The organism is Corticicoccus populi, from assembly GCF_042686195.1.
Lineage (GTDB): Bacteria > Bacillota > Bacilli > Staphylococcales > Salinicoccaceae > Corticicoccus > Corticicoccus populi.
The window spans coordinates 242,148-259,084 of the sequence record NZ_JBHUOQ010000004.1; the positions used below are offsets into that span (position 1 = coordinate 242,148).

Annotated in this window: 18 protein-coding genes and 1 riboswitch; of the genes, 10 read left to right on the forward strand and 8 right to left on the reverse strand. The window is 40.4% G+C overall.

Annotated elements, in window-relative coordinates:
• Positions 1-28: 28 nt before the first annotated feature.
• From ACFSX4_RS10920 to ACFSX4_RS10945, 6 genes are all read right to left on the reverse strand, one after another.
• On the reverse strand, positions 29-2,020 hold the full coding sequence (locus ACFSX4_RS10920) for a TRAP transporter permease (protein WP_377774516.1): 1,992 nt from the start codon (positions 2,018-2,020) through the stop codon (positions 29-31).
• A 359-nt stretch (positions 2,021-2,379) separates the two neighbouring features.
• The gene (locus ACFSX4_RS10925) at positions 2,380-2,760 is read right to left on the reverse strand and encodes a DUF3021 family protein (RefSeq protein ID WP_377774518.1); all 381 of its coding nucleotides are present in this window, start codon (positions 2,758-2,760) and stop codon (positions 2,380-2,382) included.
• Between the two features lie 95 nt (positions 2,761-2,855).
• On the reverse strand, positions 2,856-3,281 hold the full coding sequence (locus tag ACFSX4_RS10930; protein ID WP_377774520.1) for a QueT transporter family protein: 426 nt from the start codon (positions 3,279-3,281) through the stop codon (positions 2,856-2,858).
• 36 nt (positions 3,282-3,317) lie between these two features.
• A riboswitch (PreQ1 riboswitch) is annotated at positions 3,318-3,362 on the reverse strand.
• A gap of 79 nt (positions 3,363-3,441) precedes the next feature.
• On the reverse strand, positions 3,442-5,379 hold the full coding sequence (locus ACFSX4_RS10935; protein ID WP_377774522.1) for a PTS beta-glucoside transporter subunit IIBCA: 1,938 nt from the start codon (positions 5,377-5,379) through the stop codon (positions 3,442-3,444).
• Between the two features lie 32 nt (positions 5,380-5,411).
• Positions 5,412-7,085 (reverse strand): alpha-glucosidase, encoded by a 1,674-nt coding sequence (locus ACFSX4_RS10940; protein WP_377774524.1) that lies wholly within the window; start codon positions 7,083-7,085, stop codon positions 5,412-5,414.
• Positions 7,086-7,157: 72 nt separating this feature from the next.
• The gene (locus ACFSX4_RS10945) at positions 7,158-8,159 is read right to left on the reverse strand and encodes a LacI family DNA-binding transcriptional regulator (protein ID WP_377774526.1); all 1,002 of its coding nucleotides are present in this window, start codon (positions 8,157-8,159) and stop codon (positions 7,158-7,160) included.
• 182 nt (positions 8,160-8,341) lie between these two features.
• Between ACFSX4_RS10945 and ACFSX4_RS10950 the strand changes: the two genes are divergently transcribed.
• From ACFSX4_RS10950 to ACFSX4_RS10975, 6 genes are all read left to right on the forward strand, one after another.
• A complete protein-coding gene (locus ACFSX4_RS10950) occupies positions 8,342-9,550 on the forward strand; it encodes an MFS transporter (protein ID WP_377774528.1) in 1,209 nt (402 codons plus the stop codon).
• A gap of 12 nt (positions 9,551-9,562) precedes the next feature.
• The gene (locus tag ACFSX4_RS10955) at positions 9,563-10,147 is read left to right on the forward strand and encodes a TetR/AcrR family transcriptional regulator (protein WP_377774530.1); all 585 of its coding nucleotides are present in this window, start codon (positions 9,563-9,565) and stop codon (positions 10,145-10,147) included.
• Positions 10,148-10,254: 107 nt separating this feature from the next.
• On the forward strand, positions 10,255-10,455 hold the full coding sequence (locus ACFSX4_RS10960; protein WP_377774532.1) for a DUF1659 domain-containing protein: 201 nt from the start codon (positions 10,255-10,257) through the stop codon (positions 10,453-10,455).
• A 46-nt stretch (positions 10,456-10,501) separates the two neighbouring features.
• The gene (locus ACFSX4_RS10965; RefSeq protein WP_377774534.1) at positions 10,502-10,714 is read left to right on the forward strand and encodes a DUF2922 domain-containing protein; all 213 of its coding nucleotides are present in this window, start codon (positions 10,502-10,504) and stop codon (positions 10,712-10,714) included.
• Position 10,715: 1 nt separating this feature from the next.
• The gene (locus ACFSX4_RS10970) at positions 10,716-10,832 is read left to right on the forward strand and encodes a YvrJ family protein (RefSeq protein ID WP_377774536.1); all 117 of its coding nucleotides are present in this window, start codon (positions 10,716-10,718) and stop codon (positions 10,830-10,832) included.
• A 154-nt stretch (positions 10,833-10,986) separates the two neighbouring features.
• Positions 10,987-11,616, forward strand: a complete 630-nt coding sequence (locus ACFSX4_RS10975) for an NUDIX hydrolase (RefSeq protein WP_377774538.1) — start codon at positions 10,987-10,989, stop codon at positions 11,614-11,616.
• 2 nt (positions 11,617-11,618) lie between these two features.
• Here the strand turns inward: ACFSX4_RS10975 and ACFSX4_RS10980 are convergent, their stop codons facing one another.
• A complete protein-coding gene (locus tag ACFSX4_RS10980; RefSeq protein WP_377774540.1) occupies positions 11,619-12,014 on the reverse strand; it encodes an HIT family protein in 396 nt (131 codons plus the stop codon).
• Between the two features lie 304 nt (positions 12,015-12,318).
• Between ACFSX4_RS10980 and nhaC the strand changes: the two genes are divergently transcribed.
• The 3 genes from nhaC (at position 12,319) to ACFSX4_RS10995 (ending at position 15,029) form a co-directional block, all read left to right on the forward strand.
• Complete coding sequence (gene nhaC, locus ACFSX4_RS10985; RefSeq protein ID WP_377774542.1) at positions 12,319-13,740, forward strand: Na+/H+ antiporter NhaC; 1,422 nt, start codon at positions 12,319-12,321, stop codon at positions 13,738-13,740.
• 178 nt (positions 13,741-13,918) lie between these two features.
• Entirely contained in the window at positions 13,919-14,257 is a 339-nt protein-coding gene (locus ACFSX4_RS10990; RefSeq protein ID WP_377774544.1) for a PadR family transcriptional regulator, read from the forward strand.
• Positions 14,247-15,029, forward strand: coding sequence for a DUF1129 family protein (locus ACFSX4_RS10995; RefSeq protein WP_377774546.1), 783 nt, complete (start codon positions 14,247-14,249; stop codon positions 15,027-15,029). Before ACFSX4_RS10990 ends, ACFSX4_RS10995 begins: the two co-directional genes overlap by 11 nt.
• Positions 15,030-15,047: 18 nt before the next feature.
• On the opposite strand, the gene ACFSX4_RS11000 is transcribed toward ACFSX4_RS10995, so the two are convergent.
• Positions 15,048-15,641, reverse strand: a complete 594-nt coding sequence (locus ACFSX4_RS11000; RefSeq protein WP_377774548.1) for a TetR/AcrR family transcriptional regulator — start codon at positions 15,639-15,641, stop codon at positions 15,048-15,050.
• Between the two features lie 164 nt (positions 15,642-15,805).
• On the opposite strand from ACFSX4_RS11000, the gene ACFSX4_RS11005 reads away from it, so the two are divergent.
• Complete coding sequence (locus ACFSX4_RS11005) at positions 15,806-16,837, forward strand: linear amide C-N hydrolase (RefSeq protein WP_377774550.1); 1,032 nt, start codon at positions 15,806-15,808, stop codon at positions 16,835-16,837.
• The last annotated feature ends 100 nt before the right edge of the window (positions 16,838-16,937 follow it).

Sequence of the window (16,937 nt, forward strand, 5' to 3'; positions counted from 1 at the left end):
CTCCTTTACTATTATTTTTCTATATTACTTAATTCATTGTTGCTTTAGTTTGGCTGCTCTTTTTGTCTCTTGTCATAAACTGTATCACGAGCATGATAATGAAAATTACAAATCCTGCTGTATCTGAATATCCCTCTGGATAAATTAACAATAAACCTGCAATAATTGCGATAATTCTTTCAAACCATTTAACCGGTCGATACCAGTAACCGATTAACCCCGCTCCAAGTGAAACCATCCCAAGCATAGCGGTAACTAGAGAGAAAATGATTTCAGTCGTTGTTGCGTCAATCATCAGAAGGGCCGGATTCAACACAAACATATATGGAATAATAAACGCGGCAATCGCTAATCTTGTTGCATTCAACCCGGTTCGTATCGGTTCTCCTCCGGATATACCACTTGCAGCAAAAGCTGCCAGGGCAACCGGTGGTGTAATGTCTGCAACAATTCCAAAATAAAATACAAACATATGTGCAGCTAAAACAGGAATCGCTGCGTCCAGCTCACCATTCAGTGCAATAATTGCAGGAAGTGCAATCGTAGATGTGATGATATAGTTCGCTGTAGTCGGTGATCCCATACCAAGAATAATTGAAGTAATCATGGTGAAAATCAGTGTTAACATCAACTGAAGTTCCGGTGAGTTGGCAATCACTCCTGCCATAGAAACTAAACTATTACCCAGCTTCAAACCCAGCCCTGTCTTAGTTACAACTCCTACAATAATTCCTGCACAGGCCGTAGCGGCTGCGACACCGAGAGCTGTTCTTGCTCCCTGTTCCAACCCTAAAAAGAATTTCGTCGGCGTAATTCTTGTATCTTTTCTGAATAAACTGACAAGTATGATAGATAAAATACCGTAAACTGCTGCACGTTCAACACTCATGCCCACGAACAGAAAGTAAACAATGGCGATAATCGGAATCAGCAGGTGAATCTTTTTAAGCACGTCACGCTTCTTAGGAATCTCATCATCCGGCAGACCGACTAATCCAATCCTTTTCGCCTCAAAATGTGTCATAATCCAGATTCCTGAAAAATAAAGTAATGCAGGAATCATTGCCGCCTTAGCAATATCCCAATAACTTTCCCCTGCAAACTCAATCATTAAAAATGCTGCAGCACCCATAATCGGCGGCATAATCTGACCGCCGGTTGATGAAGCCGCTTCTACTGCACCCGCAAAGTTCTTATTGTAACCAAGCTTTTTCATCATCGGGATGGTGTATGAACCTGTTGTTACAGTATTTGCAACTGAACTTCCCGAGATTGTCCCGTTCAAGGCTGAAGAAAAAATTGCCACTTTGGCAGGGCCGCCGACACGTTTTCCGGCAATACTGATAGCAAGATCATTAAAATAATTACCGATGCCTGTCTGTACCAGAAATGCACCGAACAGAAGGAACAAAAATATAATTGTTGATGACACCTGAAGCGGGGTGCCTAATATCCCTTCAGTGGTAAAGAACATAGATTGTATTAACTGTTCAAGAGACAACCCGCGGTGGGCGAGTGCACCCGGCATATACGCCCCGAATAATGCATAACCGAGAAACAGAAGCGCAATTACTGTAATCGGAAAACCAACCGCTCTCCGTGCTGCTTCCAGTACGAGAAGAATTGCAAGGCCACCAATAATCATCTGCATGAGCGAAATGCCTCCGAATTGTTGTACGAGGGTGTCGTAGTACACCGGCCAGTATGCACAGACAACGACTGATAAAATCATCAATATGTAGTCATACCATGGGATCGTATCTTTTTTCATCTTTCTTCTTGCCGGGAACAGAAGAAAGATTAATGCCAGTGCAAACCCCAGATGCACTGTTCGTTGAATATATGCAGTAAACTGTCCAAAAATCCCTGTGTAAAGCTGAAAAAGTGAAAAGACAATTAATAATACAAATATGACTGATGCAATAATCCCTTTTAAATTTCTGGTATTGGATTCCGCATCAAATTTTTCCAATAATTCCTGCTGCTCTTTTTCAGTCAGCTCAACACTCTTTTCACTCATACTCATTAACCCCTTTTCTAATGAATAGTGATATTTCTTAATTCAACTACTGTAAATATGTTCTCCCCTTATATTTTCAATTTGTTGACCGAACCTATAAATCGCAATATTCAGATAATAAAAGACGTTATTCTTCACAATTTATTGGCAGACAAATCCATTGCTCCTCTTGATTTGGATGATGATAGTCATATATCCAAAAAAAGGTTGTAATACTTAATTAAAAGTATACAACAATTTTCATGTTTTGTTTATATTTATTCATTAATTTTATTTTTATCTCATTTTTTGTTATTAAAATAACCATCCATTTGCCCTATGAAAATAAAAATGCATCGTCCAATCAAAGGACGATACATTTAATCTTCATTCTTATTTTTAAATTTTGAAATCAGAGTGACAACTAACAGCATCAATACCCATAAAACAATACCGGTACAAATAAACACAATGAGTACCACTGCGTAATCCATTACAGAGTTCAGCTCAAACCAGCCGCTCATCAGAAGGATTGGATATATCGTAACAAGCATCACAAGAAAGTGAACGACACTGCGTTTTACAATACTCCAGTGATTTAAATCATAAATCACCGAGGCACCGCTGACGATGGTAAAAATAATACCTGCGGTAAATGTGCCCTGTGCACTCTCCAGCTGACCGTCATAGTAAAGGAATGCAGCAATAGACATTAAAATCGCAAAAGGAAGCACACTTCGGATAAATACCTGAAACAGCATATTAATCACTCCTTATTCCTCTTTACCCTGTTATTTATCTTTCAATCCAGTAAAAAAACCGGATAATTATAGAGATAATTACCCGGGAAATCTTTTTATTTTACTTCCGGCAGAATTCTATGAAGAATTTTACCGAATAATACTGCACCGATTGATGTCGTGATTAACGTCGATATTGTGATTGTTGCAAAGTTCAGCCAGAAAGGAATGCCGGTCACAGACCACAACATAAAGCCGACAATGATTCCGCATAATACACTGTACTGAACTACGTTAACCCATATATTCTTCACAAAGTAACTGATTGTATACGATATGACTGCGATACTGACACCCACCGCAACATCAATAATACCCAGCGGTGAAAATAAGTTCGCAATGGCAACACCGAGTATCAGCCCCGGGATATACTGTCGGTTGATGAAGGGAATCACTGCGAGCATTTCACTGACCCGGATTTGAATCGCCATCGTACCGATTGGATTAATTACAGTTGTAACAACGTAAATCGCAGCAAGCACTGCATTATAGAGTAATAATTTATTTTTGATAGTATCGTCTCCTTAGTTTTTTATACAGGGAGGTTTTCGAACCTGTGCAGCCGGACAAACTTCAGTCCATCCAACTTTATACATACTATACTATCAGCCTTTTAAATACAATACTGCATAGACAAATTATTTACTTTAACTCCAGTTCCGCTGATTTAACATTACGCTCAATTTTACCCTGATCTGTAAGTACCAGCCTGGATACTTTATCTGCAGTATTCGTTACAACAACAATGACTGTGCTCTCTTTTCCAAGTGCTTCAATACGTGCTCTGTTCATCGTCGCGATTAAATCGCCGTGTTTAATTGCATCGCCTTCACTTACTTTAATATCAAAGACTTCTTCTTTAATGTCGACTGTATCGATGCCCATGTGAACCAGTATTTCGAGTCCATCATCTGTTTCAATGCCGATCGCATGTTTCGTATCTGAAATCAAAGTTACTCTGCCTGATACAGGGCTGCTGATTTCATCGGAATCCGGCTGTACTGCATAACCGTCTCCCATCATTCTGTTTGAAAATACCGGGTCATTCACATCTGCCAGTGACAATAACGTTCCGTCTGTTACAGAAACCAGTGACTGTACTGCAGGTGTGTCATTCTTTTCTTCCTTAATGACAGATGTTTTTTCCTCCTGTAAGGGACCCGCACTCACATTTGCTGTCGCAACGTCGCCCGTTTTCGGCACGCCGAACATATTCGTAATAATAAAGCCTGCTGCAAACACTGCCACACCGACAATCACGTATGTGAGAACCTGACTGAAATCATAGATATACATTAACGGTGACAAAATTACTGCGAGGCCGTATGAGTTGGCCTGGATATTTAATAACGCCAGTACACCGCCGCCGATTGCGGAACATGCAAGCATAATACCGAGCGCTTTAATACCGGAGCGCAGCACGACACCGAAGAGTGCCGGCTCACTCACACCAAGCAGCTGTGTCACTGTTGCACTGATTCCTGCTGTCTTAAATGACGCTTTCCTGCTTCTCAGTGCAAGTGCCAGACACACGCCGGCATTTGAGAAACCGTACATCGCAGCAAGCGTGATTAACGGATTAAATCCTGTTGAAGCCAGCAATGATGTTTCTACAATGATAAACATATGGTGTAACCCTGTCATGACTGCCAGAGGATAGATGAAGCCAATCAGAAGTCCACCGAGACCAAACGGCATCTGTATGAATGTTCTTACCATAGAGATTCCTGCCGATTCAATCAAATGAACGATAGGACCCATCACAAACATAGAGAACAGCATAATAATTAATATGACGAAAAACGGTGTAAATATTAAATCCAATGCGTTCGGCATTATTTTTCTTAAACGTTTTTCGAGTTTCGCACCAATAATACCTGCGAATAATGATGTCAGAATACTTCCCTGATAACCCACAATCGGAATGAAACCTGCCACCATAATCGGATCTGCGTCACCGCCCGCTACTTCATAAGCATTCGGCAGGGCAGGGGACACCAGCATCAGACCAATCAAGAAACCAATAATTGGCGTTCCCCCGAAAGTTCTGAATGCACTCCATGATATAAATGCCGGCAGGAAACCGAATGCTGTGTCTGTAAGTACGCTGACTATCGTCCTTACATAATCCGGAATCATATCCGGCGTTAAACCGAATGCACCCAACACCGATTCATTAAACACAACACCCTGAAGACCGAGGAATAACCCTGTTGCACCAAGTACCGGTATAATCGGTATAAATACATCCGCAAGCAAACGAATGGCCCGCTGTATTCCTTTTTGGTTATTCTCCTTCATTTCTTCCTTCGTTACTTCTTCAAATTCACTTATCTTATTCATTTCTTCATACACGTTATTTACAATACCCGTGCCGAGAATAATCTGATATTGACCGCCGGTATAAAATATTCCTTTTACTTCATCAATTTCCTCTATGTCTTCATCATTGATTGCCTTACGGTCCTTAACCGACAGTCTTAGTCTGGTGGCACAATGTGTGGCACTTTCAATATTATCTTCACCGACAACATTCACTATCTCTTCTGCAATCTTTTTGTACTTATTTTCTTTTGACATATGATTCACCTCTCTTTATTTGGATACAAAAACTAAACTTCCACCAACACTGCTTCGTAAGGCTTCAACTGTAATCTGCATTCGTTAATATCGAACTGATCATAATTACTGATAATGACACGCCTCGGCGCATTATCAAATGTATAATTTTCTGTCTGATTGGACAGATTCACAACAACCTGCAGCCTTTCATTTTGATGCTGTCTTCTATAACTAATAATGTTTTCTGATGCTGAATCATCCGCTTCGAACTCACCGTATATCAGAGTGTTACTATAAACAGAATGATTTCTGAGCTGGATTAATTCTTTATAGAAATCAAGTAATGAAGACTCCCTGCCGGCAATTGTATCTACATTGATTTCTTTATAATTCTCAGTAAGCGCGAGCCACGGCTCTGCCTTTGAAAATCCGGCATACTCCTCCGCATTCCACGGGAAAGGGGTACGCGTATTATCACGGCTTCTTAAGTTAACAAAATTCAACGCTTCTGTTTCACTGAATCCTTCTTCCATTGAGCGGTAGTAATTATCGATACTTGAAATATCATTGAACTCTTTGATGGAAGAGCGTTCAAAATTCGTCATTCCAATTTCCTGGCCTTGGTATATAAACGGTGTGCCTCTTAAGAAAAAGTACATCAGAGCAAGTGCACTTCCGCCAATTTCATTATGATAACGCTCATCCTTGATGAACTTCGACAAGGCACGCGGCTGATCATGGTTCTCGATAAAGTTTGCACCCCAGCCGACTTTTTGTATGGCATCCTGACTTTTAAAAAGCAGTTCTCTGAAATCTTTCGGTGTCCAGTTGGTACGTTTAAACCAGTCACTTCCGGACTCCACATCAATATCTGCGTATTTAAAATCAAAAATCATTGAGAAGTAACCGTCTTCCCCGATAAAATCATCAAATTCATCGTATTGGACACCCGGTGCCTCACCGACAGTCACGCAGTCGTACTTATCAAATGTTTCTCTCTTCAAATCCATTAAAAACTGATCAAGCCCCGGTCTATTTCTTGTTTTATATTTACAAGTCACGAGGTTATCATTCCCATCAGCAGGCAGACTCTCAAAATCCTGATCTTTCTTCAAAAACGTAATGGAGTCAATCCGAAAGCCGGCAAGCCCTTTATCGAGCCATCTGTTGATCATTTGATAAATTTCTTTTCTAACTTCAGGATTCTCGAAATTTAAATCCGGCTGTTTTTTATCAAACACATGCATATAGTATTTATCCTCACCCTGTACTTTCTCCCAGACACTGCCTCCGAATATGGAACGCCAGTTGTTCGGCGGCATCCCGTCTCGGCTGTCTTTAAATATATAGTAGTCTCTGTACTTACTCTCAGGATTTTTAAGTGCCTCTTTAAACCATACATGCTCATCAGAAGTGTGATTGATTACAAGATCAAGGATTAATTTAATTCCGTAATCAGCCGCTTTTTTAAGCAGTTCATCCAAATCCGACATTGTACCGAATTCGGGATTCACATCCTCATAATCAGAAATATCATAACCATTATCAACCATCGGTGATTTAAAAATTGGACATATCCAAATCATCGTAATACCAAGGTCATTCAAATAGGGCAGTTTTTCAATGATCCCTTTGATGTCACCGACACCATCATCATTTGAATCATTAAAACTCCTCGGATAAATTTGATAAATGACTTCTTTCTGCCACCATTTTGTTTCCATTTTTTCATCTCCTGTAATTATGGTATCGATACCATGTTTTTTAATTTTTAGGACAGCCGCAGCTGTCCTTTTTTATACTGATTTTCGTTCTACAATTTCAAGCATTAACCTGTCTTCGTTCACTTCATATGATTCTTCATTTAATAAACTGATTAATAAATGCACAGCTTCCTCACCAATCGCCTGGACAGGTTGTGATACTGTCGTCAATGGCACCTGTATCATAGAGGTGAGCGGCTGGTTGTCATAACCCATCACTGCAATATCCCCGGGCACCTTCACTCCCGCTTCAATAAATGTATGAATCAGGCTGATTGCCACCTCATCACTGCTTGTAAATATCACCTCAGGCCATTCATTCTTCGGTGAATTTAAAATGCTTCGTCCGAGTTTAAATCCATCATCAATCGTGTGGACATTGTTGTATATTCTGCTGTCATTCAGTTCAATGTGATGTTCATTCAATGCTTTGATAAATCCATTTTTTCTTGAAGAACCATGTTTCGACTTCGAAAATATACCGCCTGTACAATAGCCGATTTCCGTGTAGCCTTTATCAAGCAGGTATTTAATCGCCAGATACGTTGCTTCTTCCTGATCTGTCGCCACAACCGGGAGTCCTGATTTTTTCAATGAAATATCTCCGGTTACCACAATCGGTCCGTACTGTTTGTATTGCTTGATAAGGGATATGTCATTCTCTATAGAACACATAATTATTCCGTCAATCGTCCTCTGCTTCAGCATATCAAGCAGTCGTACTTCTTCTTTCGGATCATCATAAGTCTGCAGTATTAAAGTGTGGTAGGGGGTCGGTTTAACGACCTGCTCAATCGCATCAATGAGGTAGGAAAAATAAGGATTTGTAATCCGTGACACAATAATTCCAATTGTATAAGACTTATTCGAACGCAGCTGTGTTGCTGCGGCATTCGGTGTATAATCCAGCGCTTCCATAGCCTTCTGAATCTTTTCTTTCTTTTCATCAGAGATATAAGGGTGGTTATTTAAATAGCGTGACACAGTTGTTACAGACAGCCCCGCATGTTTTGCCACTTCCTTAATAGTTGCCATAGAATCACCTCATTTATGGTATCGATTTCATAAACAGTATAAATTTCTTCTTTGTTTCTGTCAACAGACTATTTCTTATTTTAATTTCTGAATATGGTAGTTTAATATCTTTTCTATTCAATTTCTATTGACTTTAACCTACTCCATCGTTTATACTACCTAACGGTAGGTAGGTGAATTAAATGGAAACCAATATATTTAAAAATAGAACATTTCTACTGTTATTCTTAACCAGTATTTTTGCCGTTACAGGATTCAGTATGTTTTTGACTACAACAACATGGTACGTCATCAGGGTACTTGATATGCCGTCTATGCTCGGCTGGGTGCTGATTGCGATTACTGTACCGCGTCTTGTAATGATGACTTACGGCGGGGTTTTGGCGGATAATTATAAAAAGACTGTCATTATGTTCGGAACGAACTTAAGTCAGGCGGTCATACTTGCTGTAATGACAATTTTAATTTTTACAGATCAGCTGAATATTGTATGGCTTCTGATTCTCGGCGGCCTTTTCGGTATGCTGGACGCATTTTTCGGCCCGGCGAGTACATCAATGATTCCTAAAATATTTAAAAAAGGATCATTTCAAAAAGCAAATGCATACTTCCAAAGTGTCGATCAGGTATCGTTTATACTCGGGCCGGTACTGGCGGGTGTTATTATGGAGTTCGGCTCGGTGTCGACCAGCTATTTAGTCGGTGCCATACTGATTGCGATATCTGCAGTTCTCGTATTCCCGCCGTTTATTAAAGAGGGTCCGGTTGAAAATGAAGTGAAACAGACACCGATGCAGAACCTTGTGGAAGGCTTCAAATATGTCAGAAGCTCAAACTTCCTGATGATCGGTATTTTAATACTCATCACATTAAACTTCTTCATATTCGGAACGCTGCACATCGCAATGCCGCTTCTTGTCGATTTATTCGGCGGTACACCGATTAACCTTTCATATATGGAAGTGAGTTTAAGTATCGGTATGATTATCGGTACAATGATACTCGGCAACTATGTTGTAAATAAAAAAGGGCGGACCACATTATACGGTCTGCTGGCGACGACTGTATTCTTCCTGATATTCAGTGTTGTCGGAAATCTCGGCATGTTGACATTCGTTCTGCTCTTCATCGGATTATCTATGTCATTTGTCTTTATTCCGTTCTTTACAGCTGCACAGGAAGTGACAGACAACCGGATGACCGGACGTGTCATGAGTCTGATCTTCCTCGCAATGAACGGCTTTGATCCGATTGCCTATGCCGTTGTATCCGGTCTGACTGGTGCAGGTATTGCTGTACAGACTGTGTTAACCGGTTTCGGTATTATCGGCCTGATTGTAGGTCTCGTGATTTTATTCAAAGCGAAGAATTTCCAGAAAATCGTGACATAGGGGGCATATTTTATGGATACTAAAGAAAAAATACTGCAGTCTGCAAGAGAATTTTTTGCGAAGTCCGGCTATGAGGAAACGTCCATGGCTGTCATCGCCAGGAGTGTTGGGATTAAAAAGCCGTCACTCTACGCACACTATAAAAGTAAAGAAGCCATTTTCAAGGCTGTCATGGAACAGGAATTCATCGAATACACTTCAAGTGTCGCTAAAGTCTTGTCCGACACGGATCGACCGGTGAAATCACTGCTGCATGATCTCCTGCTCAGATTCTCACTCTATGATGATGAGAGCAGTTCAGAGTTTTATTACAGGTATTCCAGGTATCAGCCGGCAGACTTAGAGGCGGTGATTGTTCAGAAGTTTGAAGAAAACGAACAGATTATGACTGAGATGTTCAATGACCTCATTCAACGCGGAAAAGAAAACGGGGAAATTGATCCTGCTCTTTCAAACCAGCAGATTTATGATACGTACTTCCTTCTCGTGGACGGATTGTCCACTACACCGGTGATGTACAAAGAAGAATATAAAAAAGAAGGCATCACACACATCTGGGAAGTGTTTGAAAGAGGCATCTCTCCAAAAGAACAGTAAAATATACAGGCTTTACTTACCCCGGTAAGTGAAGTCTTTTTTTATTTCCGAAAAAATTGTCCTTTTTAAAAACGTGTTCGATATATATGTGTGAGGAGGTGAAACACATGCTAAAACAAACATCAGCTAAGTTCTACTATTTCGTCACAAATGACGAAGGCAAAGACGTACTGCGCTCCCGCACTGTATCAAATGTCGATATTCTTGCAAATGATACACAGATTAACGCTCTGGCAGCTGCATTTGAAGCACTCACAGAGGATGTCTATGCGATTGTCGAAAAAGTACAGACTCACGTTATCCGCTAAACACAGATCAACCCGGTTTTAGTAATTACAATTAAGGAGGCACATCATGAACAGAAAATTAATCATTGTATTTAACACTCAGGATGAACGTAAATTCACGTTAACCCTGAACAATCCCAAAACAGGTTTAACAAGCGCGCAGGTTATGGCAGAAGCACAGAAGATCATTGATTCAAGCAGCTTAACACCGTCACAGGGGAAACCAGTCAGTGTTGCATCTGCTAAGATTGTCGAGCAGCAGGAATCAGTTTTAGTTTAAAATGGACTGGATACCTCTTGTGAGTGATGTCGGGTTCCCGGTAGTGATTACTTTCTTCCTGCTTCACCGTATGGAGAGGAAGCTGGATGATTTAATACTCACTATCCGACAACTCTAAGAAATCAGACCGTCACAGTTGTGGCGGTCTTTTTTGTATGCAGAAGTTTAGATGCTCTGATATTCAATATTCACCACCGATGCTGCCTATTTTTTTATTATCCTTACCGGTTATGGAATAATGGAGATAAATCAGACGCAGAAAAGGGGATATCATGGAAAAAGAACAGTTAAAAATTTTTACAGAACAGGGTGTATACTCAGGTGTCTCAATGAGGGATGAAGTGCATTCAAAAGGACTTTGGCATGAAACGTTCCACTGCTGGATTATCAGCAGAAAGAACGGTATTCCAATGATACATTTTCAATTGAGAAGTGCGGATAAGAAAGACTTTCCGGATATGCTTGATATTTCAGCAGCGGGGCATCTTCTGAGTAATGAGACGACAGAAGACGGCGTCCGGGAAGTTCACGAAGAGCTCGGTATTAATGTTTCCTTCAATGATTTAATATATGCAGGAAAAATCCGTGATGAAATATATTTAAATCACTTTACAGACAGAGAATTTGCCCATGTTTATATATATGTGATGCCGGACGGATATGAACCTTCATATCAATTCCAAAAAGAAGAGGTCTCCGGAATGATGGATATTGATTTAAAATCTTTTGAATCATTATGGTCAGGGGAAGTATCTGCCGTTCAGGCAGAAGGACAGATACCCGGGACAGATGATCAGCTGCAAAAAACAGTGCAGACGTTTGATAAAACGCGCTTTGTCCCACATCAGGATTCCTATATCAATCAAGTCATCCATCACATCAAAAAAGTGCTCGATATATGATATCAGCGAATATTCTTATCACTCTTCAAATAACTGCGGATACCCTGTCCGGCAAGAGATTCATCTGAATATCTCGGGATAATGTGGAGGTGGCAGTGCGGTATATGCTGACCGCCTGTCTCTCCTACATTCCACCCAATATTGAAACCATCAGGTTGATACATTTCATCTATATATTCCTTCACCTTCTCAAATAACCTTTTAATTCCCATCCACTCCCCGTCAGTTAACTCAAATGGCGACAGCCGGTGCGCTTTCGTCACTATCACTCCGGACCCTTCAAGCGGTCTGCCGCTTCCTGCATTGTCTTTTAAACACATAAACCGACATACATCATTCTCCAGAATAATTATCTGATTATCATTCAATTCCGGATAGCAGAATTCGCATAACTCCATAAATTCATCTCCTGTCAGATATTTTCTTAAAGTGTAGACATCAATCTGAAATAATAATGCATCACCTTTATATTACATCATCCTGATTTCACACAATAGTCGCACTTTAACATTCCGGGTATACTTATTCCGCTCAATATAATATAGTGTTACTGGGCTTTCAATGCCTTAAAAAATAATATATTATGTCACTGCTTTTATAAGCTTAGGACATCACGTTTACACAGAGTAATCATTATAACCCGGCAGTTAGGGTATATGTATTTATCTCTGTGTTTCATTTCTTAAAAGGAGCTGATATATTTTGAACAAAAATATTAAAACACCATCAATCGGGTATTCCATTTTAGTAATGGCGGTTGTCATACTGGTTATAATGTCGGGTATTGTATTTTTTGATGCCTCCATCGAAATGATGCTGTTGATTGCTTTAATGATCACTATTCCATTTATCTTATACTTAGGACATTCTTATGACCATATTCAAAAAGCAATGTTTTCCATGATGTCAAAAGCCCTGCTGCCGTCAATGATTGTACTGGTGGTTGGTGCCATGATTGGTGCATGGCTCATTTCCGGTACTGTGCCGACACTGATTTATTACGGCATTCAAATTGTTTCACCAACGTACTTTTTTGTTACAGCACTGCTTTTCTGTACAATTGTATCGGTATCTACAGGTACCTCATGGGGAACAATGGGGACTGCAGGTGTTGCTTTAATGGGAATCAGCCACAGCCTCGGCCTCCCGGCAGGAATGTCTGCCGGCGCTATCATCAGCGGAGCATACTTCGGAGATAAAATTTCACCATTATCTGATACTACCAATCTCGCTGCAGCAGTGGTCGGTGCAGATGTCATTGATCACGTTAAACATATGCTCTGGACAACCATCCCCGCATATATACTGACATTCATCGTCTTTTTCATTTTAGGATTGAATTACGGTCAGGGTGATGCAAGTCTCACAGATATTAATGCGATGACAAATTATCTTTCGGAAAGCTTTAATCTCGGCATCATCACACTGATTCCCGTAGTAATTGTCATCTCTCTGCTTATATTTAAAAAACCGCCGATTACATCCATATTTATCGGTGCAGCAGTCGGCGGTGTTGTCGCCATTTTTTACCAGAATGTAAGCCTGTCGGAGGCAATAGATGTCATGTATAACGGGTATGTGGCAAGTTCCGGAATCGAAGTCATGGATTCCTTACTCTCTCAAGGCGGAGTGACAAGCATGTTTAACCTTGTTGCGTTGTTTTTATTCGCCCTTGGACTTGGAGGCATTCTTAATGAGTCCGGAATACTGAACACATTCTTAAAAACGTTTTTCAGTCACGTAAAATCTGTCAGAAGTCTGATCCCAACTACAATGGTGACCAGTTATCTCGCCACCGCAATCATGGGGTCTGCAAGTTCTGCAATGGCTCTCACGGGAACTATGGTGAAACCATTATTTGATAAGCATCGTCTGCAGCCGAAAAACCTTTCCCGTGTCATGGAAGACACCGCCACACAGGGTGCAGCGGCAATCCCGTGGAATGCGAACGCAATCTTTGCAGCGGCAGCACTCGGTGTCGCACCATTAACATTCATACCATTTCTATTTCTGGCATTCTTCACACCGGTATTTTCATTACTGTACGGTTTCACAGGCTTCACAATGACTAAAATGACCGAAGAAGAGATTAAAGAATTGGAGAATGAAGAACAGGATGCATAATATTTAAATCCTTCGGAATATAATTTCGAAGGATTTTTAATTTCCTAACTATCTTTCTATGTAATATAGTTGACAGCATACCATTTATATAGTATCTTTTAATATAAGATAGTCACTGTTGATTGTCTTTTTAAATAATCCACTACCTTATATTAAAAGATAGAGAGGAGGTTCTGCCGTGTCAGTCAGTGATCAAATCATGAAAGGTCTTTTAGACGGGGCTATATTGGGATTAATCTCGCACGGGGAAACATACGGTTACGAAATTACGGAAAAACTAAAGTCCCATCAATTCCCCGATATCAGCGAGGGGAGTATTTATCCGGTATTGCTCAGACTCAGTAAAAAAGGATATGTCAACACACGTATGGTGAAGTCTGACAGCGGGGGACCGAAGCGGAAATATTATTCCATCAGCGAGTCAGGTGCCAAAGAACTTAAGATTTTTACAGAAAAATGGTCAAAACTAAATACAGGTATGAACAGCCTGGTTAGAGGTGATTTAAATGTTAAGTAAAGAATCGGAAAAATTTTTAAGATTGTTTCGGGTTGAAATGATGGCCAGAGGAAAAAAAGATGATGAGATGGAAGAAATGGAAGCAGAACTCGAGGATCATCTGACAGAAGCTGAGAAAGATGGGAAATCAATAAACGATGTTACCGGGGGATCGGTCAAAGAATATCTCAGCAGTATTTCCCGGGAAATGCCTCAGGAAAATCATCTTAAAAAATGGATGACACTTTTCATCGTTTATATGATCGGCATATTTATGACACCGTCATTAATCAGCGGCAGCTTTGACTGGACTGTCAGTCAATTCGTCTATTATGCACTGCTGATCACTCTTGGTCCGTTAGCAATTTATGCCACTTTTAAATATATCATCGTCAATCATACAGACTTTAAGACAGAAAAAATAGATAAGCAGGGAATACTCACAATCATCCTGTTCAGTATTCTGTATATGGGGGTTCTGACGGGCGGCTTATTCCTTGTGAACCGTTACCCGGTTTTTGAGTTATTCACACTTCAGGATAGTACTAACATGATTATCGGCTTTATTTTACTTGGTGTGATAGTAATCACGGCATGCATCATTAAAAAATATTTCTATGCTGTTCTTGCATTCGCACTCTCACTGCCGAATATTATCGCCCAACTGACTACCAACAGTCCGGGCAGTGAACAGTATCTGATTGTTTCAGCCGTTTCACTGTTCATTATAAGCATCATCATTATATTCGGCCTGTCACTTTACACCAAACGAAAAGATGCTGAAAACAAATAACAGACAGAGACCTTGAAGTCACTTCAGGGTCTCTGTTTGCTGTTCCTCTGCCAGGTATTTTGATATATGTGCATCCAGTCCGGCAATCATGCGTACCATTTCCTCTTTCGGATATTTGAAATCTGAATCGACCCATCTGCGGACCATCGCAAAACCCCCGTTCAGATGGTATTCAGCATAATATGCTAATGCTTCATGCCTTCCTCTCTCACCCATAAAACCCGACCAGTTTTCGAGACATGCTGCCTTGAATAAGTCCGTAAGCCTGGCCAGGAAACAGGACGCATGCTCACCGGTAAACAAAAGTCTGCAGAGGTTTTTATTCTCATCAATATAATTAAAAAGTACTCTAAAATAATCATGCAGTTTTAAAGAAAAATTTTCGGTAATCAAATGTTCGAGCTCGAACATCACAGTATCTTCCAGATCATCATATAAATCAAAAATATCAACATAATGGGCATAAAATGTTGATCTGTGGATATCTGCTTTCTCAGTCAGAGATTTAACCGAAATACTCCGAATGTCTTTCTCACTCATTAAATTAATCAGTGCTTCATGTAATGCGCGCTTTGTTTTTCGAACACGCCTGTCATTATTCACAGCATCCATACTCCCATCTCCATTCATCAATATCCGACAGAAATCGGGCGTAGTGTCGATAAACAGACAGTTTCTCCCTGCATTGAACATTGCCGGTGTTTTCCTTACATTTTATAATAAAAGCAGATATACAGCATCTTTCGTAAAGAACATGATGTTGAAGGGAGTAAAACATGAAAACATATAGAGGCATCATTGCTTTATGTATCGTAATATTCAGTGTCATCACTGCAGGCGCCGTCATTTTATTCACAAGAATTAAAACCATGCGCAGCATTAAAAATATTGAAGGTGATTTATATCAGGTCGATTATCATGCCAACTACAAACTCGATGATATTTTAAAAACAGGTGTCAAAAATGTTGATGAACTCGAAGGAATACTGTCGAAAAAACTGTTCTTCGGTTATCCGGTTAAAACAAATGAAAATCTCTTCGGATGCAGTGCTTTTTCTGCAGAAACCCCGGAAGGAAAACATATTGTCGGACGGAATTTTGATTATGCGCAGGCTGCTGCCTTATTGGTATATACCTCACCAAAAGAAGGGTACCGTTCATATTCTATGGTCAACCTCGCACATCTCGGTGTATCTGAGGAAACAGGAACAATGCCTGAAACACTGATTGGCAAATTTTCGATACTTGCAGCACCCTACGGTCCGGTGGACGGACTCAATGAAAAAGGACTCAGCGTATCAGTTTTGGAGTTACAGACCGAACCGACTGCCCAGAACACTGGGAAAACCAATATCATTACGACACTCGCTGTAAGAATGCTTCTTGATAAGGCTGCCAATGTAAACGAGGCGGTCGCTATGCTCGGCACATATGATATGCATTCTTCTGCAGGGATGCCGTATCACCTGCTCATTGCCGACAAGACAGGGCATACTGTTGTAGTGGATTGGTCGGAACAGGAGATGAATATCGTTGATGCCCGCTGTGCAACAAACTTCCAGCTTTCCCCGGGAAAAGATTTCGGTACGGGTATCGGACACGACCGGTATAATGAGTTAAAAGAAACACTGAAATCATCCGCTTCAACACTGACCGCTGCCGAAGCAATGCACCTACTCGAGAAGGTGAGTATTGAATGGAACGGTGAATGGGATACAGAGTGGTCCGTTGTTTATCACCTTGATGATTTCTCCTTAGATATATGTAACGATATGAACTATCAAAGTATTCATCATTTTTCTAAGTGATTAACTCTTCACCCGATGATGTCGTATGAAATACTTTAAATTATGTTTGAACATCTGACATTTGGTTAAAAATAAAATATAAGTTGAGTCGGTACCACTT

Bases quoted from the DNA above. Each gene is read 5' to 3' on its own strand.
- ACFSX4_RS11005 (WP_377774550.1), top strand. From the start codon at position 15,806: ATGAAAACATATAGAGGCATCATTGCTTTATGTATCGTAATATTCAGT.
- ACFSX4_RS10920 (WP_377774516.1), bottom strand. From the start codon at position 2,020: ATGAGTGAAAAGAGTGTTGAGCTGACTGAAAAAGAGCAGCAGGAATTA.
- ACFSX4_RS10960 (WP_377774532.1), top strand. From the start codon at position 10,255: ATGCTAAAACAAACATCAGCTAAGTTCTACTATTTCGTCACAAATGAC.
- ACFSX4_RS10970 (WP_377774536.1), top strand. From the start codon at position 10,716: ATGGACTGGATACCTCTTGTGAGTGATGTCGGGTTCCCGGTAGTGATT.
- ACFSX4_RS10980 (WP_377774540.1), bottom strand. From the start codon at position 12,014: ATGGAGTTATGCGAATTCTGCTATCCGGAATTGAATGATAATCAGATA.
- ACFSX4_RS10945 (WP_377774526.1), bottom strand. From the start codon at position 8,159: ATGGCAACTATTAAGGAAGTGGCAAAACATGCGGGGCTGTCTGTAACA.
- ACFSX4_RS10975 (WP_377774538.1), top strand. From the start codon at position 10,987: ATGGAAAAAGAACAGTTAAAAATTTTTACAGAACAGGGTGTATACTCA.
- ACFSX4_RS10935 (WP_377774522.1), bottom strand. From the start codon at position 5,379: ATGTCAAAAGAAAATAAGTACAAAAAGATTGCAGAAGAGATAGTGAAT.
- ACFSX4_RS11000 (WP_377774548.1), bottom strand. From the start codon at position 15,641: ATGGATGCTGTGAATAATGACAGGCGTGTTCGAAAAACAAAGCGCGCA.
- ACFSX4_RS10950 (WP_377774528.1), top strand. From the start codon at position 8,342: ATGGAAACCAATATATTTAAAAATAGAACATTTCTACTGTTATTCTTA.
- ACFSX4_RS10955 (WP_377774530.1), top strand. From the start codon at position 9,563: ATGGATACTAAAGAAAAAATACTGCAGTCTGCAAGAGAATTTTTTGCG.
- ACFSX4_RS10940 (WP_377774524.1), bottom strand. From the start codon at position 7,085: ATGGAAACAAAATGGTGGCAGAAAGAAGTCATTTATCAAATTTATCCG.
- ACFSX4_RS10925 (WP_377774518.1), bottom strand. From the start codon at position 2,760: ATGCTGTTTCAGGTATTTATCCGAAGTGTGCTTCCTTTTGCGATTTTA.
- ACFSX4_RS10995 (WP_377774546.1), top strand. From the start codon at position 14,247: ATGTTAAGTAAAGAATCGGAAAAATTTTTAAGATTGTTTCGGGTTGAA.
- ACFSX4_RS10965 (WP_377774534.1), top strand. From the start codon at position 10,502: ATGAACAGAAAATTAATCATTGTATTTAACACTCAGGATGAACGTAAA.